21 protein-coding genes are annotated in these 24,746 nt (G+C 68.2%); 14 read left to right on the forward strand and 7 right to left on the reverse strand.

Annotation, left to right across the window (positions count from 1 at the left end):
* Positions 1 to 76: 76 nt before the first annotated feature.
* A complete protein-coding gene (locus IMX13_RS06480) occupies positions 77 to 3,430 on the reverse strand; it encodes a TIM-barrel domain-containing protein (RefSeq protein WP_193396048.1) in 3,354 nt (1,117 codons plus the stop codon).
* 322 nt (positions 3,431 to 3,752) lie between these two features.
* Here IMX13_RS06480 and IMX13_RS06485 point away from each other — a divergent pair, with 322 nt between their 5' ends.
* The 6 genes from IMX13_RS06485 (at position 3,753) to IMX13_RS06510 (ending at position 11,015) form a co-directional block, all read left to right on the forward strand.
* Entirely contained in the window at positions 3,753 to 4,919 is a 1,167-nt protein-coding gene (locus IMX13_RS06485) for an SIS domain-containing protein (protein WP_128988378.1), read from the forward strand.
* On the forward strand, positions 4,912 to 5,850 hold the full coding sequence (locus tag IMX13_RS06490; RefSeq protein WP_180877105.1) for an ROK family protein: 939 nt from the start codon (positions 4,912 to 4,914) through the stop codon (positions 5,848 to 5,850). Before IMX13_RS06485 ends, IMX13_RS06490 begins: the two co-directional genes overlap by 8 nt.
* A gap of 17 nt (positions 5,851 to 5,867) precedes the next feature.
* Positions 5,868 to 7,202, forward strand: a complete 1,335-nt coding sequence (locus tag IMX13_RS06495) for a D-tagatose-bisphosphate aldolase, class II, non-catalytic subunit (protein ID WP_193396049.1) — start codon at positions 5,868 to 5,870, stop codon at positions 7,200 to 7,202.
* 34 nt (positions 7,203 to 7,236) lie between these two features.
* Positions 7,237 to 8,013 carry a DeoR family transcriptional regulator gene (locus tag IMX13_RS06500; RefSeq protein WP_053518011.1) on the forward strand — a complete coding sequence of 259 codons (777 nt, stop codon included), beginning with the start codon at positions 7,237 to 7,239 and terminating at the stop codon, positions 8,011 to 8,013.
* Positions 8,010 to 9,125 carry an amidohydrolase family protein gene (locus IMX13_RS06505; protein WP_065181471.1) on the forward strand — a complete coding sequence of 372 codons (1,116 nt, stop codon included), beginning with the start codon at positions 8,010 to 8,012 and terminating at the stop codon, positions 9,123 to 9,125. Before IMX13_RS06500 ends, IMX13_RS06505 begins: the two co-directional genes overlap by 4 nt.
* Before the next feature lie 102 nt (positions 9,126 to 9,227).
* Positions 9,228 to 11,015 (forward strand): MFS transporter, encoded by a 1,788-nt coding sequence (locus IMX13_RS06510; RefSeq protein ID WP_053518007.1) that lies wholly within the window; start codon positions 9,228 to 9,230, stop codon positions 11,013 to 11,015.
* Between the two features lie 7 nt (positions 11,016 to 11,022).
* On the opposite strand, the gene IMX13_RS06515 is transcribed toward IMX13_RS06510, so the two are convergent.
* The 4 genes from IMX13_RS06515 to IMX13_RS06530 form a co-directional block, all read right to left on the reverse strand.
* Positions 11,023 to 11,508, reverse strand: coding sequence for a hypothetical protein (locus IMX13_RS06515; RefSeq protein ID WP_319637173.1), 486 nt, complete (start codon positions 11,506 to 11,508; stop codon positions 11,023 to 11,025).
* Positions 11,505 to 12,056, reverse strand: coding sequence for an HdeD family acid-resistance protein (locus tag IMX13_RS06520; protein WP_053518003.1), 552 nt, complete (start codon positions 12,054 to 12,056; stop codon positions 11,505 to 11,507). The genes IMX13_RS06515 and IMX13_RS06520 overlap by 4 nt, the downstream gene beginning before the upstream one ends.
* 58 nt (positions 12,057 to 12,114) lie before the next feature.
* A complete protein-coding gene (locus tag IMX13_RS06525; RefSeq protein ID WP_193396050.1) occupies positions 12,115 to 12,810 on the reverse strand; it encodes a ComF family protein in 696 nt (231 codons plus the stop codon).
* A gap of 183 nt (positions 12,811 to 12,993) precedes the next feature.
* The gene (locus tag IMX13_RS06530) at positions 12,994 to 14,334 is read right to left on the reverse strand and encodes a chloride channel protein (protein ID WP_065174319.1); all 1,341 of its coding nucleotides are present in this window, start codon (positions 14,332 to 14,334) and stop codon (positions 12,994 to 12,996) included.
* A gap of 201 nt (positions 14,335 to 14,535) precedes the next feature.
* On the opposite strand from IMX13_RS06530, the gene bioB reads away from it, so the two are divergent.
* From bioB to bioC, 5 genes are all read left to right on the forward strand, one after another.
* Entirely contained in the window at positions 14,536 to 15,579 is a 1,044-nt protein-coding gene (gene bioB, locus IMX13_RS06535) for a biotin synthase BioB (RefSeq protein WP_193396051.1), read from the forward strand.
* 67 nt (positions 15,580 to 15,646) lie between these two features.
* On the forward strand, positions 15,647 to 16,870 hold the full coding sequence (gene bioF / locus IMX13_RS06540) for an 8-amino-7-oxononanoate synthase (RefSeq protein ID WP_193396052.1): 1,224 nt from the start codon (positions 15,647 to 15,649) through the stop codon (positions 16,868 to 16,870).
* 18 nt (positions 16,871 to 16,888) lie between these two features.
* Entirely contained in the window at positions 16,889 to 17,668 is a 780-nt protein-coding gene (bioH, locus tag IMX13_RS06545) for a pimeloyl-ACP methyl ester esterase BioH (protein WP_065174316.1), read from the forward strand.
* 29 nt (positions 17,669 to 17,697) lie between these two features.
* Positions 17,698 to 18,477: an SDR family oxidoreductase gene (locus IMX13_RS06550; RefSeq protein ID WP_053517992.1), complete on the forward strand. Its 780-nt coding sequence runs from the start codon at positions 17,698 to 17,700 to the stop codon at positions 18,475 to 18,477.
* An 11-nt stretch (positions 18,478 to 18,488) separates the two neighbouring features.
* The gene (gene bioC, locus IMX13_RS06555; RefSeq protein WP_053517990.1) at positions 18,489 to 19,373 is read left to right on the forward strand and encodes a malonyl-ACP O-methyltransferase BioC; all 885 of its coding nucleotides are present in this window, start codon (positions 18,489 to 18,491) and stop codon (positions 19,371 to 19,373) included.
* 63 nt (positions 19,374 to 19,436) lie between these two features.
* Here bioC and IMX13_RS06560 read toward each other — a convergent pair whose 3' ends face one another.
* Both IMX13_RS06560 and IMX13_RS06565 read right to left on the reverse strand, forming a co-directional pair.
* Positions 19,437 to 20,069, reverse strand: coding sequence for a YdcF family protein (locus IMX13_RS06560; protein WP_111187213.1), 633 nt, complete (start codon positions 20,067 to 20,069; stop codon positions 19,437 to 19,439).
* A complete protein-coding gene (locus IMX13_RS06565) occupies positions 20,066 to 21,028 on the reverse strand; it encodes a pyridoxal-phosphate dependent enzyme (protein ID WP_065174314.1) in 963 nt (320 codons plus the stop codon). Before IMX13_RS06565 ends, IMX13_RS06560 begins: the two co-directional genes overlap by 4 nt.
* 156 nt (positions 21,029 to 21,184) lie before the next feature.
* On the opposite strand from IMX13_RS06565, the gene IMX13_RS06570 reads away from it, so the two are divergent.
* The 3 genes from IMX13_RS06570 (at position 21,185) to IMX13_RS06580 (ending at position 24,662) form a co-directional block, all read left to right on the forward strand.
* The gene (locus IMX13_RS06570) at positions 21,185 to 21,661 is read left to right on the forward strand and encodes a hypothetical protein (protein ID WP_193396053.1); all 477 of its coding nucleotides are present in this window, start codon (positions 21,185 to 21,187) and stop codon (positions 21,659 to 21,661) included.
* Between the two features lie 490 nt (positions 21,662 to 22,151).
* On the forward strand, positions 22,152 to 24,041 hold the full coding sequence (gene mnmG, locus IMX13_RS06575) for a tRNA uridine-5-carboxymethylaminomethyl(34) synthesis enzyme MnmG (protein WP_065174313.1): 1,890 nt from the start codon (positions 22,152 to 22,154) through the stop codon (positions 24,039 to 24,041).
* Positions 24,042 to 24,131: 90 nt separating this feature from the next.
* Complete coding sequence (locus IMX13_RS06580) at positions 24,132 to 24,662, forward strand: gamma carbonic anhydrase family protein (RefSeq protein ID WP_193396054.1); 531 nt, start codon at positions 24,132 to 24,134, stop codon at positions 24,660 to 24,662.
* The last annotated feature ends 84 nt before the right edge of the window (positions 24,663 to 24,746 follow it).

Consider the following 24,746-nt stretch of genomic DNA (forward strand, 5'->3'; position numbering starts at 1 on the left):
CGGGCAAAACGCTCCCGGGCCACGGCCAGCAGGCCGCAGTCGGTATGGGCGGGGGAGGAGCGGTGTTACGAAGGGGTCATGGGGCGACGATGCTGGCGGAGTCGCCCTCCTGGCCGATCAGCACGGCGTTGGCCCAGTTGGCACAGACCTGGGCGGGTTGACTGCCCTGCGCACCCAGCGTGCGCAGGCTCAGGGTGGTAAGGCCACGGATGTCCAGCTCCGGCTTGACCACGCCGGGCGCCTTCACCAGGCCGCTGTCGTAGAGCAGGCGGTTGTCGCCCCAGACCTGGAACTGCAGGCCGCCTGCGCTTCGGCAGGCATCATCGATGCCCAGATCCGCACGCAGCAGGCGCCAGCCGCCCTGCAGGCGCAGGTCGATGCGGCTGTTCGCGCCCACTCCCAGTCCGCGGCGGAACTGCAGGCCGTTCATGCGCATGCCGGCCTCGCCACGGAAGGCCTGGTCGGCGCGCATCTGGCTGGCCAGCGCGGCCGGCACCGGCAGCTCGGAGAGATAGCGCTGCCGGGCCGGTCGCTCCGGTTCCTGGTGCTCGAGGATGTGGAAGGTGGACAGCGCGATCGGGCCGACATCGCGTGGCTGCAACGCGTCGAACGCGCGGGCGCTGCCCTGTGCCGCAGTGACCATCGGGTCGGTGCTGCTGGCGCCGTCGCCTTCGGGGTTCTGCACGCTCAGCACCCGGAAACGCAGCAGGCGACCCGCGTGTGCGGGGAAGTCGATGCGCTGCATCCCTTCCTTCAACTGCAGCCGGCCCCGGGCGATCGGCTCGCCCCATTCGCCATTGCTGTCGCCCAGGTACACCTCGTAGTCGCGAACCTGGCCATGCTTCCAGTTCTTGTCGTTGCGTGGCGCCAGCTCGATGCCGTCGATCATCCGGCGCTCACCGAAGCCGACCACCCATTCGTGGGCGCCGGTGCGCACGGCCTGGTTGCGCACGCTGCGGAACCAGGTGGCCGGGTCATCGTCGAACGCGTTCTCCAGCGGATGGCCAGGCTCTTCCGCCGGGCGGTTGACCACCAGCAGGCTGTCGGCCGGCAGCTCGCGGCCGAGCACCGGCGCGGCCGGATAAGCATCGTCCGCAGCGGCAGCGGTCACGGCGAAGTCCAGCTGCACCTGCAGTGGCTGGCGGATATCCTGCGTGGCGGTACGCACATGGACGGTACCGCCACGCTCACGGGCATCGAAATACCAGCCTTCGTCGGCACCGTTGAAGGCAGCCGCGTCGGCCAGCGCGGGCAGCACACGGGCGCCGGCCTGCACTGCGCGCGGGGCCTGCCGGCTCAACACGCGCAGGCCGTAGCGACGCTGCGCCAGCTGGCCCTGGTAGGTGCCCTGCACGGCCGCGATCTGCACCTGGACCGGGCCACTGCCCTGTGCCGGCGCCTGCACGCGGATCTGCTGCGTGCTCGATTCGCCCTGCTGGTAGCGGCGGGTGTTGCCGTCGTCTTCGTACAGCGTGTACTGCGAATCGCCCTGCGGATAGAGATCGAAGGTGACCTCGTCCAGCGGCTTCTCGCCATCGAACAGCATCGACGGATACATCGGCAGGATGGCCCCGGCGCGCACGAACACCGGCAGCGTGGCCAGGTCGACCTGGCGGTCGAGCTGGCGGCCCTCGGCGCCGGCCTGCACGCGGCGGCCATCCCAGTAGTCGATCCATCCACCGGCCGGCAGATGGATGTCGCGCCGCCAGCCGCGGCTGGCCGCCTGGCTGCGGTAGACCGGTGCGATCAGCAGATCGCGGCCCAGCAGGAACTGATACTTGTAGGTTTCGTCCTGCGCGTGCGGATCGCGCGGGTAATCCCACATCAACCCACGCACCGGCGGCGCGCCGGTCTGCGCGGCGTCGTGCACCAGCCCGTACATGTACGGCGTCAGCCGCATCTTCAGTTTCAGATAATCGCGGTTGATGCTGCGGTAGGGTTCGTCGTACCACCACGGGTGCTTGCGCGCGTTCGACGACCAGCCACTCATGCCCATCAGTACCGGAGTGAAGGCCTTCCACTGCAGGTCGCGGGTGTAGGTCTCGGCGCTGCCGCCGAAAATCGCATCGACATCGCCACTGGCATAGGCCATGCCGGACAATCCCGAGCCGACCAGGGTCGGCACGTGCCAGCGGATGTAATCCCAACTGCTGCTCTGGTCACCGGTCCAGGCAACCGCGTAGCGCTGGATGCCGGCCCAGCCCATCACCGTCCACAGGAAGGGACGCGAATCGGAATTGTCGACGATGCCATTGAACGCCTGGCGGTTGGCGTCCATCGCGAACTGATAGCCCTTGCCGGTCCAGGCCACATCCAGCTTCTGTACACGGCTGCCGGCCTTGCCGACTTCCCAGGCGATCTTGTCGACACCGTTCTCCGTCCACAGGCCGGTGCGGAATCCGTATCCGGCCAGACCCTTCACCGTCTCGGGCAACTGCTTGTAGCCGCAGCCATAGCCGTCGTTGGGCAGGATCCAGCCACCGGGCATGTCGTGTGCCCGGTACTGCTTGGCCACGCTGTCGACCACGTCAGGCGTGGTGCCGGTCGGGCCATCGCTCCAGCCCTCGGGCACGGTGCCTGGCTTCTTCGCGTTGTCGCCGTCGTTATAGCAATCGGCATCGCCATAGGACAGCGCCCAGCGCGCGACCATGTTGGGGCGGCCGGTCAGCTGCGTGTAGCGCTCGATCAATGCCGGCAGATCGGCACCGACGAAGTAGTAGGCGTCGAAACGATCTTCGCGATGCAGCAGGGTGGACTGATCGGGCTGGCGCAGGTCGTAGCTGCCGTCGCTCCACGTATTGCGCAGCATGCCCCAGCCGCGGCTGCTCAGCAGCATCGGCGCCGGGCTCGGTCGATCACCCTCTTCCCAGCCGCCGGAGTAGGACACCTCAAGCTCGCGTCCCTTGAACTGGTAACGGCCGTTCTGCTGGCCGCCGCCGAAGAAACCTTCGTCGGGCTGCGACGAGAGTACCTGCACGCTCTGTGCAGCATCCAGGTCCAGCGGCTGCAGCTCCTGCCACAACGCAGTGGGCTGACCATTGTCCAGACGCTCCAACCGCAGGCGCAGCGGCTGGCGCTGTACGTGCAGCACCAGTGCGCCGGTGCGCAGACGGATCTCCTGCGCATCTTCTTCCAGCTGTGCCTGCACGTCGGCACTGGGCTGGGGCAGCACGATCGGCGCGGCCTTGTCGCCGGATCCGGTCAGTACCCCCTTGCGCCCCGCCTGCACACGGACAATGTCGGCAGCCGGCAGTTCGATGCGCACACGCGCGCCGGTGTCGGTCTGCAGGTCCCAGGCGGGCGTGCCCGCCTTGCTGGCGGTGACCGAGCGCAGGTTGCCGATGGGTTCGGCGTGGGCCGACATGGACGCCAGCAGCAGCACCGGCAACAGGGCCAGCATCAGCGGCGAGCGACGAATGCAGATTTCCACGCGGACTCCCAACCCGTTCACCGGGCGTTTCGAAAGCGGTTGGGCCGACTCTAGGGCAGGGATTCGAAAGATGTCAACAAATGGAAAGCAAAAAGTAAGATAAGTTCGACTGAAACGAAAGGTGATGCGGCGCAGTACTTTGTGTAATCGCTTGCACCCCCCTGTTAAGCTTGGTGCGATACGGCATTTTTCGATTCCTTTCGTTTTGGACGATTGCGGTCTACCACAAACGCCAAGCGCTCTTTATCTTTCTTTTTGCTTTCGGTATTTGACATTTCGAAAGAAAACACAGATCGTGCGATGGCCCAACTGGAACCTCCGAATGGACGTCACCCTGCTTTCCGATGTGTCCGCCTGGCAGCGCCGGGGCGGAGCCGATACCGCTACTGAAATCGCCCAGCAGCCAGCACTGTGGGACGCGCTTGCACAGGATCTGCTGCAGGCCCGCGAACGCCTGCAGGCGTTCCTGGGCGACCGCCTCGACAATCCCGATCAGCGCGTGTTGTTCACTGGCGCCGGTAGTTCCGGCTTCATCGCCGAGATGGTGGCCGATGCGATCAACGCGCAGTGGGCCGCTGACGTCCGTGTGGTGCATACCACCAGCCTGCTGACCCATCCGGCCCTGTATCTGCAACGCGACCGCCCCACCCTGCTGGTTTCGTTCGGCCGCAGTGGCTCCAGCCCGGAAAGCGTGGCAGCGGTGGACCGTGTGCGCAGCGACGTGGATGACGCACGCTTCCTCGACATCACCTGCAACGCTGATGGCGAACTGGCCCGGCGCGGTGCCGGCCGTGCCGATACCTGCACCCTGTTGATGCCGTCGGCCAGCTGCGACCGCGCCTTTGCGATGACCAGCAGCCTGACCTGCATGCTGCTGGCCGCGCTGACCGTGTTCGACCGCTCACCGTGGCAGACGCGGGTGGCGCGCCTGACGCAGCTCGCTGCGCTGGCCCGCGAAGGCCAGGCGCAGTGGGATGCACCGGTGGCCGCGCTGGCACAGCGCCCCTTCAACCGCGTCATCTATCTGGGCAGCGGTCCGCTGGAAGCGCTGGCGCGCGAGTGCGCGCTGAAGGTGCTGGAGCTGACCGCCGGCCGCGTGCTGGCGCTGGCCAACACGCCGCTCGGTTTCCGCCACGGCCCGAAATCCACGCTGGATGGCAGCACCCTGGTGATCGTGCTGCGCAGCGTGCAGCCGCTTGCACGCCGCTACGAGCAGGATCTGCTGGACGAGCTGCGCCGCGACGGCGTGGCCGGCCAGGTGCTGGCCATCGGCCCGCATTCGGACATCGGTGCCGACGATGACTACACCCTCGCCGTACCCGTCCTGGAGCCGGTTCTGGATGATCCCTGGCTGGCGCCGGTGTGGCTGGCCTTCGGCCAGCTGTTCGCACTGCAGCGCTCGGCCGCGCTGGGGCTGACCCCGGACAATCCGTTCCCCGACGGCACGGTGAACCGCGTGGTCAAGGGTGTCACCATCCACCATGGCTGAGTTGATCGCCCATGCCTGCTACGGCATCGATATCGGCGGCACCAAGATCGAGCTGGTGGCGTGCGATGCGGCGATGCAGGTCACCTGGCGCCGCCGGGTGGCCACTCCGCAGGGTGACTACGATGGCTTTCTGCGGTCGGTGGTGGCGCTGGTCGCCGACGCCGACGCCGCACTGGGCCGCAACGATGCGGCCATCGGCATCGCGCTGCCCGGTGTGCGTGACCGCCGCACGGGCCGCCAGCTGAGTGCCAACGTGCCGGCGCTGACCGGCCACAGTGTGGCGGCCGACCTGCAGGCACGCCTGCAGCGTCCGCTCCATTTCGGCAACGACCTGCAGTGCTTCGCCTTGTCCGAAGCGCATGGCGGCGCAGCCGACGGCTACCCCAGCATGTTCGGCGCGATCCTCGGCACTGGCGCCGGTGGCGGCTTCTGCCTGCAGGGCCGCCTGCTGTCCGGCTTCAACGGCCTGGCTGGGGAATGGGGGCACTGGAGCGTGCCGGGCCACCTGCTGCAGCGTCACGGCCTGCCGTTGATCGACTGCGCGTGCGGCCTGCAGGGCTGCGTGGAGCGCTATGTATCCGGCAGCGGCCTGGCGATGATCGAACGCCACCTGGGCGGCGCGGCCGTCGATGCCAGTGCGGTGATCGCACTGGCCGAAGGCGGCGATGCGCGTGCACGCAGCGCGCTGGACATCCACCGCGACCTGCTCGGCCACAGCCTCGCTGCACTGGTGCTGGCCGTGGACCCGCATGTGATCGTGCTCGGTGGCGGCCTCTCGCAGTACACCCCGCTGTACCAGCAGCTGCCGGCGGCAATCGCTGCCCATCTGTTCAACGGCGTGCAGGTGCCGCCGATCGTGCCCCCGCGCTTCGGCGATGCCGGTGGCGCCCGCGGTGCCGCGCTGCTTGCCTGCCAACCCTCGTTTTCCTGATTGTCCGGAGCATGACCATGTCCCCGTTGCAGACCCTGCTTGCCTCCCACCGCGCCGGCCACAATGTGGGCCTGTACAGCGTCTGCTGCAGCAACGAACAGGTGCTGCGCGCGGCCATGCATGTGGCACTGGCACACGACACGGTGCTGCTGGTCGAAGCCACCTCCAACCAGGTCGACCAGTTCGGCGGCTACACCGGCATGACCCCGCCGCAGTACCGCGACTATGTCGGCACGCTTGCGGATGAGGAAGGCTTTCCGCGCACGCGGCTGATCCTGGGCGGCGACCATCTCGGTCCGAACGCCTGGCAGAAGCGCCCCGCCGCCGAGGCGATGGCCCACGCGCGCGTGCTGATCGAAGCCTATGTCGCCGCCGGCTTCCACAAGATCCACCTGGACTGCAGCATGTCCTGCGCCGACGATCCGGTGCCGCTGCCTGATGCCACCGTGGCCGCGCGTTCGTCGGAGCTGGCGACGATCGCCGAGCGCACGGCTGCCCAGCTCGGTCTGCCGGCGCCGGTGTACGTGATCGGCACCGAAGTGCCCGTTCCCGGCGGCGAAGCCTCGCTGGCCGGCGGCCTGCAGGTGACCACGCCGGCAGCCGCCGCGCAGACCCTGGCCATCCACCAGCAGGCATTCGATACCCCCGAACTGCGCGATGCCTGGCAGCGCGTCATCGCGATGGTGGTGCAGCCGGGCGTGGATTTCGATCACAGCAGCGTGCACGAGTACGATCCGGTCGCCGCCAATGCGCTGGCCGACTTCCTAGAACAGCAGCCGCGCATCGTGTTCGAGGCGCACTCCACCGACTACCAGCGCGAAAGCGGACTGCATGCGCTGGTCCGCGATCATTTCGCGATTCTCAAGGTCGGCCCTGCCGCCACCTTCGCCTATCGTGAGGCACTGTTCGCATTGGCGGCGATCGAACAGGCGCTGCTGCCGGCTGCGCAGTGCTCGCGCCTGCCGCAGGTGCTGGAAGAGGTGATGGTGGCGCAGCCGAAGTACTGGCAACCCTACTACCAGGGTGACGAGGCGACGCTGCGCCTGTTGCGCAGCTATTCCTTCAGTGACCGCTGCCGCTACTACTGGGGCGAGCCGGCACTGCTGCGCGCGGTGCAGACCCTGTTCTCCAACCTGGAGCAGCACACGCCACCGCTGGTGCTGCTGAGCCAGTACCTGCCGGAGCAGTACCGCGCCGTGCGTGACGGCCGCCTGGCCAACACGCCGACGGCCCTGGTGCAGCACCGCATCGGCCAGTGCCTGGGCGAGTATGCCCGCGCATGCAGCGCCAACCAGGCAGGCAAACGCGGGCAGGACACACGATCCGCTGCCGGCATTGCTGCGAACGGCTAATCTCTACCCCTCACCGCAGACCCGAGACTCCGCCATGCGCAACACCCGCTCCCGCCGGCAACAGATCCTGCAGCTGCTGATCGAGCACGGCTCGGTGCAGGTGGCCGATCTGGTCGAGCGCTTCGGCGTGTCCGCGGTGACGATCCGCGCCGACCTGACCCACTTCGAGTCGCAGGGCCTGGCCAACCGCACCCACGGTGGCGCCAATCTGGTGCGCACGCCTCCGCAGGAGCAGGACATCCATGAAAAGGATGCGCTGAATCTGCCCCTGAAGGAGTCCATCGGCGCCTGCGCGGCGAACCTGGTGCAGGCCGGTGACAACATCATCATCGACTCCGGTTCGACCACCATGACGCTGGCCCGCCATCTGCGTGGCCGCCGCGATGTGACGGTGATGACCAATGGCCTGAACATCGCGTGGGAACTGGCCAATGCTGCCGGCATCAATGTGCTGCTGACGGGCGGGCTGCTGCGTCAGCAGTCGCTGTCGCTGCAGGGCAGCCAGGCCGAGGCCAGCCTCAATTCCTACAGCTTCGACACCCTGTTCCTGGGCGTGGACGGATTGGACCTGCAGTTCGGCCTGACCACACACGATGAGGCGGAAGCGCGCCTCAACCACCGCATGGTCGAGCGCGCGCGGCGCATCGTCGTGCTGACCGACGCCTCCAAGTTCGGCCGTGTCAGCCTGCATCGCATCGCCCGCCTGGATCAGATCCATACCGTCATCACCGACGCCGGCATCGACGACGCAACCCGCGAGGGCCTGCAGCGGCTGGGCATCGAAGTGATCATCGCCGAGCCGCCCGCATGACCGACACCCGTTCCCTGCATGGCCGCATCCTCACCCCGCTGGGGTGGCGACGTGGGCATGTCCACTTCGACTCGCATGTGCGCCAGCTGCAGGTGGACGACCACAGCGGCGGTGATGACCCGCAGCTGCAGGTGATCCTTCCCGGTTTCATCGATCTGCATGTGCACGGCGCTGCCGGTGTAGACCTGATGCAGGGCGGCGACGTCGCCCGCACCATCGCCCGCACCCACCTGCGCTTTGGTACCACCACCCTGCTGGCGACCACCATGACCGCCGGCCTGGACGAGATCGAGTACGCCCTGCAGGGCGTGGCCGCCACCATGGCAGCACCGGACGACGAGGCCGCATGCATCGCCGGCGTGCATCTGGAAGGGCCGTTCATCAGCCCTCAGCGCCTGGGCGCACAGCCCAACCGTACGATCGAGGCGACGCTGGCGCTGGTGCAGCAGTTGCATGCGCTGGCACCGATCCGGGTGATGACGCTGGCGCCGGAGATCGGCGAACACACGGCGCTGATTCCTGCGCTTTCGGCGATGGGCATCCGTGTGCAGCTCGGCCACAGCGCGGGTACTTACGAAGAAGGTGTAGCCGCTCTGCAGGCGGGTGCATCCGGCTTCACCCATCTGTTCAACGGCATGACCGGCGTCGATCACTATCGCCCGGGCATCGCGGCGGCGGCGCTCGCCCATGCACGTTACGCCGAGATCATTCCCGACCTGCAGCACATCCATCCCGGCGTGATCCGCCTGGCCGCGCGCGCGATTCCGCGCCTGTACGCGGTGACCGACGCTACGGCCGCCACCGGCATGCCGGATGGCGAGTACGCGCTGGGCGAACAGCGCGTGCACAAGTGTGGCGGTTGCGTGCGGCTGGCGACCGGTTCGCTGGCCGGCAGCGCGCTGACCATGGACCAGGCACTGCGCAACCTGGTGCGTGTCGGCCTGGATCTGGCCGACGCCTCGCAGCGCGTTTCCACGTTCCCGGCCGACTACCTGGGCCTGGGCGATCGCGGTCGCATCGCGCCCGACGCCCGCGCCGATCTGGTGGTGCTGGACGCTGGACTGCGCCTGCAGCAGGTGGTGGTGGGTGGCCGGGTGGTCGAGCTGCACTGAGCAACGTCCCTGCCGTAGAGCCACGCATGGCGCGGCGCCACAGAACGCAATCTGCGAAGAACCGCCGCCGGGCAGGGCCCGGCGCTACCACAGGAACTGCCGATGACTGCAAGCACCGCTCCGCGCTGGCCCGTACGCTATCTGCTCTTCATCGGCGGCCTCGGCGGCCTGCTGTACGGCATCGATATCGGCATCATTGCCGGTGCCCTGCCCTATCTGGAAGCGACCGCCAGCCAGGCCTGGCAGCTCAGCAGCCAGCAGCTGGGATTCGTCGTTGCAGCCGTTCTGCTGGGCAGTGTGCTGTCCTCACTGTTTGCCGGCATGGTGGCCGACCTGATCGGACGCCGCGGCGCGATGCTGCTGGCTGGCGTTCTGTTTACCGCCTCCATTCCCATCATGGCGCTCGCTTCGGGCTACACGCCGCTGCTGCTGGGCCGACTGCTGCAGGGCATCAGCGGCGGCCTGATCGGAGTGGTGGTACCCCTGTACCTGGCCGAGGTGCTCAGTCCGGAGCGGCGTGGCCGGGGTGCAGCGATGTTCCAGCTGCTGCTGACCATCGGACTCGTGCTGGCGGCGCTGATCGGCCTGTACCACGCCCAGGCCGTGGATGCCGCTGCCGAAACCGTGCGCTCGCTGCCGCTGGCACAGCAGGCGCAGGAACTGTTCGCCGTGAAGGACCATGCGTGGCGGACCATCTTCTGGAGCTGCCTGACGCCGGGCCTGGTGTTCTGTGCCGGCATTTTCTGGCTGTCGGAGTCGCCGCGCTGGCTGGTCCGCCGTGGTCGGGTGGACGACGCCCGTCGCAGCCTGCTGCGGGTGCTGCCCGCCGCCGAGGTCGAGCCCACGCTCGCGCGCATCCAGGCACCGGAATCCAGTGGCACGAACGGCAGGCGTGATCCGCTGCTCAGCCGCCGCTACGTGGTGCCGTTCGTGCTGGCCTGCGTGGTCCTGGCCTGCACCCAGGCCACCGGCATCAACTCGGTGCTCGCCTATGCGGTGAACATCCTCAACCAGGCGGGCCTGTCCGGTTCGGTGGCGAATGGCGCCGACGTGGCGATCAAGCTGCTCAATGCGGTGATGACCGTGGTCGCGCTGCTGCTGGTGGATCGCAAGGGCCGCAAGTTCCTGCTGATGCTCGGCAGCGGCGGTATCTGCGTGGCGCTGCTGGCCGCCGCCACCCTGTTTTTCCAGGCCGAACGCGGCCGCGCCGATGTGCAGCCGCAGCTGCAGGCCGCAGCCAGCGGCGATGGCCTGCATCTGGTACTGGACGAGGCACAGTGGCAACGCCTCACTGACGGCATCGACAGCGAAGGCCGTCCGATGCAGCTGACCGTGTCCTACGCCTATGGCGATTTTACCAACGTGCGCGCACTTCGCAGTGACAACCTGATCGATCGCGAGCTGCGCATCGACCGTGCCGGCACCGTGCAGCCGGACAGCGTCATCGGCGCCTTCTTCCGCACCCTGCACCTGAATCCGTTCGCAGACCCGGCCGGCGCCGCGCACGCACCGCTGCGCATCGAGCAGGCGCGGATCGGACCGGTGCCAACGCCCGCCCACGGCTGGGCGGTGGCCGCCTGCATCCTCGTGTTCGTTGCCTTCTTCGCGGTGGGCCCTGGCGTCTGCGTATGGCTGGCACTGTCCGAGCTGATGCCCAACCGGATCCGCTCCAATGGCATGAGCATCGCGCTGCTGATCAATCAGTTCGTGTCCACCACCATCGCCGCGATCTTCCTGCCGACCGTGGGCCACTATGGCTACGCCAGCATGTTCCTGTTCTGGGCGGCATGCACATTCGTGTTCTTCCTGGTGGCTGCGTTCTGGCTGCCGGAAACCAAGGGCAGGTCGCTGGAGGAAATCGAGGCCAGATTCGCGACCAGGCAGCGCTGAGCAGGGTTCAGGGCGCCGGCACCCGCTGGCCGGTGATGTGCCATGCCAGTTCCTGCGCCTCGGCCACGCTGGGCAGGCCACTCAACATCATCGATTCGCCGAACGGGCCACTCACCGTCGCCACCGTCAGCACGCGGCCATCCACGCTGATCGCCACCCGCTTTCCCACCAGTGCGGCCGTGCCATCGTGGATGCGCTGCTGTGCCTCCTTGCGATAGCGGATCTGCAGGCCGGGCTGCTGGCTCTGGTCCAGCACGTAACGGACATCGGCGATGTCGGCACTGCCGGCAATCGGTGGCTCGCGCAGCGCGAGTGTTTCACCCTGCCACTGCACCGGTGTGCCATTGCCGGCAGCATCGACTGCGCTCAGACGCACATCCACGCCCGGACGCGGCGGATGATCCCTGCCAGCCTGCGCATCCGCTGTGGCGCCGGGCATGCAACCGGCCAGGCCCAGCACCGCGACCAGCAGAAACGAACCCGCCGGCCTCACTTCAGCTTCCTCAGCTTGAATGCCACCAGCACCTGCAGCAGCCCATACAGCAGGCTGCCGATGCCGATCCACAGCGTGGTCACGGCCACGCCCGCGTAGGGATTGGCCGCAAACAGCAGGCCCAGCACCACCGCCAGCACACCACTGAGTATCAGCAACCACTCGCCCTGGATCTGCCTGCGCACGCGGATTGCGTACACGATGCGATAGATGCCGGCCACCAGCAGCCACGCTGCCAGGAACAGCACCAGCACGCTGGCGGTGGCGAGCGGATTGATCACCGCCAGAATGCCGAAACCGAGCGAGGCGATGGCATACAGTGCCAGCCAGCCGCGCGAGGCACCGCTGCCACCGCTGATCAGCGCGAACAGGCTGATGACACCTTCGATGATGGCCATCACGCCCAGCGTCCAGGCCAGGGCTGTCGCCGCCGACAGCGGCCAGCCGATCGCGATGATGCCGAAGCCGAGTGCGACCAGGCCGTACAGCAGCAGGATCCACCAGCTGCGACCGACCGCCGACAACAGGGGAGACAGGGGGGAATTCATGACCACTCCTTCGATCCGGAATCGGCTTCATCCTAGCCCGTGGCGATGAAGAGGGCGATCACGGAACCCGTGCGCAGACCCACACGCGCACCTCTGCGGCCCCCACGCAGCGCAGTGTCTCAGCGATTTCCATCACGGTGCTGCCGGTGGTCATCACATCATCGACCACGGTCAGCCGCGGCGGCACCGGCGCATGTGCATCGAAGGCGTCGAACAGGTTGTCCCTGCGCTGTTCGGCCGTGCGTTCGGATTGTGGTGCCGTGTGCCGACGACGGTACAGGCCCTGCCAGACCGGCATCGGCAGCAACCGGCATAGTTCGGCGGCCTGGTTGTAACCACGCTGGCGCAGGCGCCGATCATGCAATGGCGCCGGCACCAGCGGCGCGCACGACCAGGGCGGCGGCGCGCGCTGCATCAGCTGCGCGAGCAGGCGTCCGGCCGCCAGGTCCTGGTGGAACTTGTAGCGCACCAGCAGCTGGTCCACCGGCGGCAGGTACAGCAGGCTTGCGTGCGTGGCCAGCTGCGGTGGTGCCTCCTCGCGGCAGCTGCCGCAGACGATCAGGGCCGCATCCGGCAGCGGCAGCGCGCAGCGCAGGCAGGCGCGACCCGACCACGGCAGTCCGGCGTAGCAGGCCGGACAGAGATCCAGCTCGTCGTGACCCGGGTCATTGCAGACCAGGCAGCGTAGTGGAATCAGCAGGCGCAGCAGCCGTTGCAACGGGGCCCCGGCGACGATGCGGTGGACGATGCGCATGCCGCAGGCTCGCGCATGGCAGGCAGCGACGCCATCGGCGGACGGACCAGACATGGGTCGGTGAAATGCCCGTCATCGTGTGCCGACGGGTATGACCCACCATGCCCCCTACTGCATGGCCTGCCAGGGTGGCTGCCGGTCGCCTCTCCCTGGCAGCATCTGCCGGGCACGTACGCGGATCACCTACTTTCGACCGGGATCGACGGACGTGGCATCGGCCGATGGGCCAGGCACCATCAGCAGCTCGGCCAGGCCACGATAGATCGGCACCCGGCACACCAGACCGGATACCCCACGGGCAATCAGTACCGTGGCCAGAATCGGCAGCAGCAGGTCACCGCTGTCCGTCAGTTCCAGCGAGATCACGGCGGAGGTCAGTGGGGCCTGGGTGACGCCGGTCAGATACGCACACATGCCGAGCAGCACGAACGCGCGTGGATCCACGCCGGGCATCAGCACCGCCAGGTTGTGGCCCAACCCGGCACCGACCGCCAGCGCGGGCGAGAACAGGCCCCCGGGGATACCGGCCACATAGGAGGCCAGATTGGCCAGCAGCTTCATCAGCCCGAACTCATGACCCACCAGCGCGTGACCCTGCACCAGGCTGCGCGCCTGTTCGTAGCCGGTGCCGAACGCACCTTCACCAAACAGCATCGCCAGCGCCACCACCACCAGGCCGCAGCCGGCGGCCAACAGCACGGGATGGCGCTGGCGCAGTTGCCCCAGCCAGCGCGGACGGCCTGCCGCGCTCGCCAGTACGGCGCGCGCGAACAGTCCTCCCAGCAATCCTGCCACCACACCGCACAGCAGGATCGCCAGCCAGCCCTGGCCCAGCGGAAGCCGCGCCGAAACATGGCCGAAGTAGGTGTAGTTGCCCAGCAGACCCAGCGATACCACACCACCGACGATCACCGCCGTCAGCAGCGTGCCCGAGAACCGGTGCTCGAAGCGGCCGCTGAGTTCCTCGATGGCGAACACGATGCCTGCCAACGGGGTATTGAATGCTGCCGCGATGCCTGCGGCGCCGCCCGCCAGCAGGAAGTGCGACAGCTCACGCGGGTCCTTGAAACCAAACCAACGACCGAACAGGTACATCAGGCTTGCACCCACGTGCACGGTCGGACCTTCGCGGCCGACCGAAGCACCGCCCAACAACGACAGTGACGTCAGCAGCAGCTTGCCGGCCGATACCGCCGGTGAAAGATTCGTCGCGCGGAACGAGGCATCCGGCTTGTCCAGCGCAGCGATGACCTGGGGAATGCCGCTGCCGCGGGTAGGCTTCAGTACACCGCTGGTCAGCCATGCCAGCAGCGCGAAGATGCCTGGCGTGAGCAGCAGCGCCCACCACGGCGAATGGGTGGTGATGCGCTGGAACAGATGGAATGCCGCGTCGCTGGCCTTGGCGAACAGGATGGCCACCAGCGCCACGGCTACGGCACCGCCCCAGAGTGCGGCGCGGCGGCGCCAGGCCTCACTGAGGACCAGCGCGCTGATGCGGCCGCGAAGTCGATGGAGATCGGTCATGGGACAGAGTCTGCGCGCAAGCGCTTCCGCTGGGCAGTAGTCACTGTGGCCGCAAGCCTTGCAGGAAGCGGTGAAACGCGGCCATCCGCGTCGGCCTGATCAACCGGCGCACTGTAAACCACTAAATACACTACAGAGTTGACAGTCTTTCCACCCCCCTCCACACTGCCGCCCTCGCTCCACTCGTACCCGGGTCCCGCCATGGCCACTGCCATCCGCCACGACTGGCAACACGATGAACTGCAGGCGCTGTTCGAACTTCCCCTCCCCGACCTGTTGTTCCGGGCCGCTGCGGTCCATCGCGAGCACTTCGACCCCGCCCGGGTGCAGGTCTCCACGCTGCTGTCGGTGAAGACCGGCGGCTGCCCGGAGGACTGCGCGTACTGCCCGCAGGCCCAGCGCTACAGCACCGGCGTCAACGCACAGAAGCTGATGGACACCGAAGCGGTGCTGGCCAAGGCGCGCCAGGCCAAGGCTGCCGGTGCGTCGCGCTTCTGCATGGGCGCGGCCTGGCGGTCGCCGAAGGATCGCGACATCCCGAAAGTGGCGGCGATGATCGCCGGGGTGAAGGCACTGGGCCTGGAAACCTGCGCCACGCTGGGCATGCTCAGTGGCGACCAGGCACGGGCACTGAAGGACGCCGGCCTGGACTACTACAACCATAACCTCGACACCGCGCCGGACTATTACGACTCGATCATCCATACCCGCCAGTACCAGGACCGCCTGGACACGCTGGAGCACGTGCGGGATGCAGGCCTGAAGACCTGCTGCGGCGGCATCGTCGGCATGGGCGAGACGCGGGCGCAGCGCGTGGGACTGCTGCTGGCCCTGGCCACGCTGCCGGCCCATCCGGATTCGGTGCCGATCAACAGACTGGTGCAGGTGGCCGGTACGCCGCTGCACGGCAGTGCCGAACTGGACCCGTTCGAGTTCGTGCGCATGATCGCGGTGGCACGCATTGCCATGCCGCGTTCGATGGTGCGCCTGTCGGCCGGCCGCGAGGCGATGAGCGACGAACTGCAGGCGCTGTGCTTCCTGGCCGGCGCCAACTCCATCTTCTATGGCGACAGGCTGCTGACCACCGGCAACCCGGAAAGCGAGCGCGATCTGGCATTGTTCGCGCGGCTGGGCCTGCAGCCGATGGCGGTGCAGGTGGACGCCGAGGGCCACGACCACGGCGGTACCGTGCATGCCGATATCGGCAGCGATGCACCCGGCTGCGGCTGCGCTCACGCAGCCTGAGACGGGGCCCGAGCAGGCGTCGCGGCAACGCGCTACCCTAGCCGCCCCGTCGCCGCCTCCCGCCGCCATGGCCCGCCCCGACCTCACCGCCCGCATCCAGGACCAGCGCGCGCTGCGCGATGCCCAAGGTCGTCGCCGCCCACGGCGCACGGTCACCCGCCGCGATGGCGTCTGCCTGGAAGTGGAAGGCCGATGGCTGACCGGCTTCTGCAGCAACGACTATCTGGGCCTGGCCCAGCAGTTCAGCGTGGTCAATGCATTGCAGGACGCGGCCGCCCGCGAAGGCGCCGGGGCCGGCGCATCGCACCTGGTCTGCGGTCACCACGCGATGCACGATGCTCTGGAACGCGAAGTGGCCGAGTGGCTGGGCTACCCGCGCGCACTGCTGTTCGGCAGCGGTTTTTCCGCCAACCTGGCGGTGCAGCAGGCGCTGCTGAGCGAAGAGAACGACGTCTGCGTGCAGGACAAGCTCAATCACGCCAGTCTGCTCGATGCCACGCGGCTGGCGGGCGCACGCCTGCGCCGCTATCCGCACCTGGATGCGGAAGGGGCCATGCGCCAGCTCAGGCACGCAGCCGATGGCGCAGCGATGCTGGCCACCGATGGTGTCTTCAGCATGGACGGCGACGTCGCGCCGCTGCGCGCACTGTCACTGGTCGCGCGCTTGCAGCAGGCACTGTTCTATGTGGACGATGCACATGGCGTTGGCGTGGTCGGCGATGGCCGGGGCACGGTGGCGGCCGCCGGTCTGGGCGTGAACGACGTGCCGTTGCAACTGGTCACCCTGGGCAAGGCGCTGGGCAGCGCCGGCGCGGTGGTGCTGGGCCGCGAAGACCTGATCGAGCATCTGGCCGAAACCGCCCGCCCCTACATCTACACCACCGCGATGCCGCCGGCGCTGGCGGCGGCGGCACTGGAAGCAGTGCGCCTGGCACGCCGCGACAACTGGCGCCGCACCAAGCTGGTCGACCTGATCGCACTGTTCCGCGGCGAAGCGCGCCGCCACGGGCTGGACCTGATGGCATCGGAGACACCGATCCAGCCCCTGCTGTGCGGCGATGACCACACCGCACTGGCGCTGTCCAGGGCGCTGGAGCAGGCGGGATGGCTGGTCGGAGCGATTCGCCCGCCGACCGTTCCGGAAGGCAAGGCACGCCTGCGCGTCACCCTCTCTGCCCTGCACACGGCAGACCAGGTGCGGGGGCTGGTCGAGGCCATCGCCAGCGCGCGTGATCGCCTCTCGATCACGCCGCGCGAGGCCGCGCCACCGCCGTTGCCGGCCCTGGCTTGAGGTTCGGCTGGTTTCCGCATGCATATCGAAGTCGCCGGCCAGGGGCCGGACCTGGTACTGATCCACGGCTGGGCCCTGCAGGGCGGTGTGTTCGCGCCGCTGGTCCAGCGCCTGGCGCAGCAGTTCACCCTGCACCTGGTCGATCTTCCCGGACACGGCCACAGCCGCGGGGACACCACGCCGTTGCGCCTGCCCTTCGTGGTCAACGCGATCGCCGCCGCCACGCCACCGGCGGTGTGGTGCGGGTGGTCGCTGGGCGGGCTGTTCGCACTGCATGCCGCGGCGACCCTGCCGAAAGTGCGGGGACTGGCGATGATCGCTGCCACGCCCCGCTTCGTGCGCGGCGACGACTGGCCGCATGCGGTGGAGCCGGCCGTGTTCGAGCAGTTCGGCCGTGAGCTGGCCGGCGATTTCGGTGGCACGCTGGAACGATTCCTGGCCCTGGATGTAATGGGTTCGGCGCACGCCCGCGAGGAACTGCGCACCCTGCGCCAGCGCCTGGTGGAACGCGGTGCACCGACCGCACGCGCCCTGCGGGAGGGTCTGCAGCTGCTGGAAAGCACCGACCTGCGCGGCGCCCTGCCGGCACTGGGCAAGCCCAGCCTGTGGATCGCCGGTCAACGCGACAGGCTGGTGCCACCGGCCGCCATACAGGCTGCAGCGGCGCTCGCGCCCGGCGGACAGGCGCTGACCATCGCTCACGGCGGCCACGCCCCCTTCCTCGGCCACGCCGACGAAGTGGCCGCCGTCCTGCAACGCTTCGTTGCCGGCCTGACACCGGCGGATGACGGACAATGACGTTCCTTCGAACTGCGCAGGGCTGACGCATGGATCTGGGTATCAAGGGCCGCTGGGCCCTGGTCTGCGGTGCAAGCAAGGGGCTGGGCCTGGGATGCGCGCGCGCACTGGTGCGCGAAGGCGTGAACGTGGTGATCGTTGCGCGCGGCGAAGCAGCGCTGCAGGCCGCCGCCGAGCATCTGCGCGCACTGCCCGGCGCCGGCGAGGTGCACGCGGTCGCTGCCGACGTCAGCACAGAAGCCGGACGTGCCGCTGCGTTGGCCGCCTGCCCGCAGGTGGACATCCTGGTCAACAACGCGGGCGGGCCGCCGCCGGGCGATTTCCGCAGCTTCGAGCGTGACGACTGGATCGCTGCACTGGACGCCAACATGCTGGCCCCGATCGCGCTGATCCGCGCCACCGTGGACGCGATGATCGAGCGCGGCTTCGGCCGCATCGTCAACATCACCTCGTCGGCGGTGAAGGCGCCGATCGATACCCTGGCGTTGTCCAACGGCGCGCGCAGTGGCTTGACCGGCTTCGTCGCCGGTCTGTCGCGGCGCACGGTCGCCCACAACGTCACCCTCAACAATCTGCTGCCTGGCCAGTTCGACACCGATCGCCTGCGCGCCAACTTCGCCCACAGCGCGGGCAAGGATGGCGATGCCGGAGAGATCGCCGAGCGCCGCCGCCAGCAGATCCCCGCCGGCCGCTTCGGCACCGCCGACGAATTCGGCGCGTCCTGCGCTTTCCTGTGCAGCGCACAGGCCGGCTACATCACCGGGCAGAACCTGCTGATCGATGGCGGCGCCTACCCCGGTACGTTCTGAGAGATCCTGCAATGCCGTCCCACTTCGATCCCCGCCATGTGCGCCGTGCGTTCTCCCGCGCCGCCAGCAGCTACGACGCCGCCGCTGCCCTGCAGCGCGAAGTGCAGTCACGGCTGGTGGAATCGCTGGACTACCTGGAGGCACGCAGGCCCGAGGTGGTGCTGGACATCGGTGCCGGTACCGGCCATGCCAGCGCACTGATGAAAAAGCGCTGGCCGAAGGCACAGGTGATCGCGCTGGATATCGCCCTGCCGATGCTTGATCAGGCCAGGCGCCAGGCCGGGTGGTGGAAGCCCTTCCAGCGCCTGTGCGCCGATGCGGCGGCGTTGCCGCTGGCCGACAACAGTGTGGATGTGATCTTCAGCAATCTCTGCCTGCAATGGGTGGACGATCTGCCTGCAGTGTTCGCCGGCTTCCGCCGCGTGCTCAAGCCCGGCGGCCTGCTGTTGTGCTCGACTTTCGGGCCGGAAACCCTGATCGAGCTCAACGAAGCGTTCGCTGCTGCCGATGATCGCCCGCACGTCAGCCGTTTCGCGCAGATCGCACAGTTCGGCGACGCGCTGATGATGGCCGGCTTCCGCGACCCCGTGCTGGACCGCGACCTGTTCACCCTGACCTACGAGGATCTGCCCGCCTTGATGCGCGAACTGCGGGCGATGGGCGCGACCAATGCACGGGTGGACCGTCGGCATACGCTGACCGGCCGCGGGCGCTTCGCCGCTGCGGCGGCCGCCTACGAGCCGATGCGCCGTGCCGATGGCACGCTGCCCAGCAGTTGGGAAGTGATCTATGCCCATGCCTGGGCACCGGACCCGGGCGCGCCGATCCGCGAAGGCGGCCACGACGTGGCCTCGGTACCGGTGTCGGCCATTCCGATCCGTCGCAAGCAGACCTGATCGATCGATCACGGGTGATGCGCCGACCAAGGTCGGCACCCACCCAAGGCAGGCGGCAGCCGCTCAGGTATTGGCCGGCGAACTCAGCGGTGGCCGCACCAGATCGCGATGGAAGAAATAGATTTCCTGCAGCAGGAAACGCCAGCTGGTGTGGAAGCTGCGGAAGCGGGTGCTCGGCGTCGATGACGCCAGCGCATCGATGCCCAGCGCCCGGCTCAGGCGCAGCGCGCGTGCCATGTGCAGCGGATCGCTGACGATGATCACCCGGTGCAGGTTGCGCTGATCCATCAGCCGCTTGGCCTCGATCAGATTCTGCACGGTGTTGCGCGAGGCGGTTTCAATCAGGATCGCGTCGTCCGGAACGCCGTGCTTGAGCGCATAGCGCCGCGCCACCTGCGATTCGGAGAAGCGGGCGCCGCTGCCGCCATACCCCCCGGTGAAGATCAGCAGCGGTGCATACCGGGCCTCGTACAGGTCCAGGCCATGACGGATGCGCTCCTCGAAGACCGGCGACGGCTTGGCGTCATAGGCGGCCGCACCGAGCACGATGATCGCATCGGCCTGGGCGGCCTGATCGCGCTCTCCCACCCAGACGATCCATGCGGTCACGCCCAGCAGCCAGATCACCAGCAGCACGAACAGCCGCCACGCCCAACCGAACAGGCCGGTACGCTCGCGGTGCCGGCCGCGGCTCAAGGCATGCCCCAGCGCAGGGCGGGAAGATCGACGTTGCCACCGGACAGCACCAGGCCCACCCGCTGCCCGGCAAACCGTTCCGGCTGGGACAGCACCGCCGCCAGCACCGTCGCCGAAGACGGTTCAACCACCTGCTTGAGCACCTCCCACAGCAGGCGCATCGCAGCCAGGGTGGCGGCGTCGTCGACCACGATGACCTCCGCACCGGCAGCACGCAGCAGCGCGAAGTTGGGCGCACCGATCAGGGTGCGCAGGCCATCGCAGACGGTATCGGGGGTGAACGCGCCCTGCCGCTCGCCGGCGGCCAGTGAGCGGGCGGTATCGTCGGCACCAGCCGGTTCGGCCAGCACCAGCCGGGTCTGCGGGCCGGCCAGCTGCAGCGCCAGCGCAGTACCGCTGGCCAGGCCACCACCGCCCACTGGCACCACCAGCACGTCGAACGGCCCGTCGCTGTGCAGCAGTTCCAGCGCAGCGGTGCCCTGCCCTGCCATCACCGCCGGATCGGCATACGGGTGCACCAGGGTTGCACCGGTGTCGGCCTGCACCCTGGCGCAGGTGGCCTCACGCTCGGCAATGGTCGGCGCGCAACGCCAGAGCGTGGCTCCATGGCGCGCGATGTTGGCCAGCTTGGCGGCGACGGCGCCCTCCGGCACCACCACATGGCAGGGAATGCCCCGCGTCCGTGCCGCCAGCGCCAGGGCCGCGCCATGGTTTCCCGATGAATGGGTGACCACACCTCGTGCGGCGCGCTCGTCCGACAGCGACCAGACGGCGTTGCAGGCGCCCCGGAACTTGAACGCGCCGCCCCGCTGCAGGTGCTCGGCCTTGAAGGCCAGGCGTGCGCCGGCAAGCGTGTCGAGGGTGCGCGAGCGCAGCACCGGCGTCACACTTGCGTGCGGCGCGATCCTCGCGGCGGCAGCCAGGACATCTTCGGCACGGGGCAACAGTGAATCGCTCATGACGCAAGATTAACGTATGCCCTCGTGCTGGCGACCCCGGCACAGGTCATGCCAGCATGCAGGCCTTCGCCGCCATTCATCCTGGGTGGTGGAATTAAGGGCCGATTCAATGCCCACGCCCGAAGCTGACTGCACACCCGTTCTGGGGGGACCCACATGAAAACGCGCCTGATGCTTGCCGGTGGCCTGTTGCTGGCCCTGACCGGCTGCACCACCTACGACTATGTCGGCGGTGGCCGCAGCGGCAGCTACTACCACGGTGCGCCGTCGGTGGAGTACCGCTACCCCGCCGGCTATCCCTACAACTACGGCCCGTACTACGGAGGCTATGGCGGCTATTACGGCGGCTATGGCTACCCGTACTACTCGCGTCCGATCTATCGTCCACCGCACAATCACCGCCCGCCACCGCGCCCGCCGGGCAATGGCGAGAACCGTCCTCCGCGTCCGCCGCGCGAGAACAATGGTGGCTCACCGTGGCGGAACATGGACTCGATGCGACGCCCGCCGCAGCCGAGCGTGCAGCGCCCGCCACCGCCGGCCCGCCCGGCGCCGGCACCGAGTGCGCCCAGGATGAACGGTTCCCCCTGGCGCAACATGGATCGTGCGACGCAGCGCACACTTGAGCGCTGAACCGTCTTGCATTTCACACGGTCCAAGCGGCAATCTAAAGCGGTTGTGACGGCCCGCGTCACAAAGTGACAAGAAGCGGTATGGGCCGTCGCGGAAAGCTCTACGTCGATATCCGACAGGAACATCTGGATCCCCCCTGTTCCGGCCCTGTCGGATGTCGGCACCTCTGAAGGCAGACGGCCCCGCAATGCGGGGCCGTCTGTTTTTGCGGATGCCTTCGGCGAAGAAAAACAGGGCCGGACAGTCCCCCGACTGCCGGCCCTCTGCTCCCCCATCGTGCGCCTGTACCGGCCCCTGTTCCAATTCCGGTCACGGGCGCCTTCGGCGCCAGCCACGATGGGTGCTATTGGGTTATCTGCAAAAATCCTGCCAACTTTAGGGTCAATTTCGTCCGGCCCTGGCTTCTCCGGGCGTCGCCCTGCCGAATGGCGCTAAAATCGCCACCCCGGCACCGCCTCCGGCCGCGCCCGCCCCCATCGACTCCGCCCCCATGACCCACTCCTTCCATCGTTACGACGTCATCGTCATCGGCGGTGGCCACGCCGGCACCGAGGCCGCGCTGGCCGCGGCCCGCACCGGCGTGCGCACCCTCCTGCTGACCCACAACATCGAAACGGTGGGCGCGATGAGCTGCAATCCGGCCATCGGCGGTATCGGCAAGGGCCATCTGGTCAAGGAGATCGACGCCCTTGGCGGGGCGATGGCGCATGCCGCCGACCGCGCCGGCATCCAGTGGCGCACGCTCAATGCCTCCAAGGGTCCGGCGGTGCGCGCCACCCGCTGCCAGGCCGACCGCAACCTGTACCGCATGGCGATCCGCGCCCTCGTCGAGGGCCAGGCCAACCTGACCGTGTTCCAGGCGGCCGTCGATGATCTGGTCATCGAGGGCGACGCCGTGCGCGGCGTCATCACCCAGACCGGCCTGCGCTTCGATGCGGAGGCGGTGGTGCTGACCGCCGGCACCTTCCTGGCCGGCAAGATCCACGTCGGTCCGACCCAGTACGCCGCCGGCCGCATGGGCGATCCGCCGGCCACCACGCTGGCCGCACGCCTGCGCGAGCGCCCGTTCCAGGTCGACCGCCTGAAGACCGGCACCCCTCCGCGCATCGACGGCCGCTCGCTGGATTACAGCGTGATGGACGAGCAGCCCGGTGATACGCCGCGGCCGGTGATGTCCTTCCTCGGCTCGGTGGACGAACATCCGCAGCAGGTCAGCTGCTGGATCACCCATACCACCGAGCAGACCCACCAGATCATCCGTGACGCCCTGCACCGCTCGCCGCTGTACAGCGGCCAGATCGAAGGCATCGGCCCGCGTTACTGCCCCTCCATCGAGGACAAGGTGGTGCGCTTCGCCGAAAAGGCCAGCCACCAGATCTTCGTCGAGCCTGAGGGGCTGGGCATCGTCGAGATCTATCCCAACGGCATCTCCACCTCGCTGCCGTTCGACGTGCAGCTGGAGATGGTGCGCAGCATCCGGGGCTTCCAGAACGCGCACATCACCCGCCCCGGCTACGCCATCGAGTACGACTTCTTCGATCCGCGCGGGTTGAAGGCTTCGCTGGAAACCAAGCTGGTCAACGGCCTGTTCTTCGCTGGCCAGATCAACGGCACCACCGGTTATGAAGAGGCGGCCGCGCAGGGCCTGCTGGCCGGCCTCAATGCGGCCCGCCAGGTGCGCGGCCTGGATGGCTGGTGCCCGCGCCGCGACGAAGCGTATCTGGGCGTGCTGGTGGATGATCTGATCACCCACGGCACCAACGAGCCGTACCGCATGTTCACCAGCCGCGCCGAGTACCGGCTGCAGCTGCGCGAGGACAACGCCGACCAGCGCCTGACTCCGGTTGGCCGCGACATGGGACTGGTCGATGATCGGCGCTGGATGGCGTTCGAGGCCAAGCAAGCTGCCGTAGCCGCCGAACGTGCGCGGCTGGGGGCGCTGTGGGCGACCCCGGCCAATGCCCTGGGCCGCGAAGTGCAGGACACGCTGGGGGTGACTGTCAGCCGCGAAACCAATGTGCTCGACCTGATCAAGCGCCCCGAGCTGGATTACGCGCAGCTGATGCAGGTGCCCTCGCTCGGCCCGGCAGTGGCCGATGGCAAGGTGGCCGAGCAGGTCGAGATCGGCGTGAAATACGCCGGCTACCTGGACCGCCAGCGCGACGAGATCGCGCGCCAGCAGCGGCACGAAGCCACGCCGATCGCTGAAGGCTTCGACTACGCCAGCGTGCGTGGCCTGTCGGCCGAAGTGCTGCAGAAGCTGGAACGTGTGCGTCCGCAGACCATTGGCCAGGCGCAGCGCATCCCCGGCATGACGCCGGCCGCGATCTCGCTGCTGCTGGTGCACCTGGAGCGTGCACGGCGCGGACGCGTGGCGTAACGCAGCATCGACGGTGGCGCCGGGCCATGCCCGGCGAGCGCAGCGGCCCGCGTATCATCGTCGCGATCGCCCTGATTTCCGGAGACACCGATGACCCCGCTGCGCCCTTTCCGCGACAAGATGCCGGTGCTCGGCGCACGCGTATACGTCGACCCGGCGTGTACCCTCATTGGTGACGTGGAGCTTGCCGACGATGTTTCGATCTGGCCGGGTACCGTCATCCGTGGCGACGTCAATTTCGTCCGCATCGGCGCCCGCACCAACGTGCAGGACGGCACCATCATCCACGTCAGCCATCACAGCCCGTACAACAAGGCCGGCCATCCGACCCTGATCGGCGAAGGCGTGACAGTCGGCCACGGCTGCATCATCCATGCCTGCAGCATCGGCGATTACAGCCTGATCGGAATGGGCGCCTGCATCCTCGATGGCGCGCGCGTGGAGCGCCACGGCTTCGTCGGTGCTGGTGCAGTGGTGGGCCCGGGCAAGGTGGTCGGCGAAGGCGAACTCTGGCTGGGCAATCCCGCCCGGCCGGCGCGCATGCTGAGCGACAGGGAGGTCGAGTCGCTGCATTACTCGGCCGACCACTACGTCCGGCTGAAGGACGAATACCTGGGCTGAGGCCCTCGACTGCCGGCGCGCTCTGCTAAAGTCTGGGCCCGACCAGGAACTGTCGAGACCCCCATGCCTGTGGTTGCCAGCCGG

It is taken from the genome of Stenotrophomonas sp. B2, assembly GCF_014947095.1.
In the GTDB taxonomy this organism is placed as follows: domain Bacteria; phylum Pseudomonadota; class Gammaproteobacteria; order Xanthomonadales; family Xanthomonadaceae; genus Stenotrophomonas; species Stenotrophomonas maltophilia_P.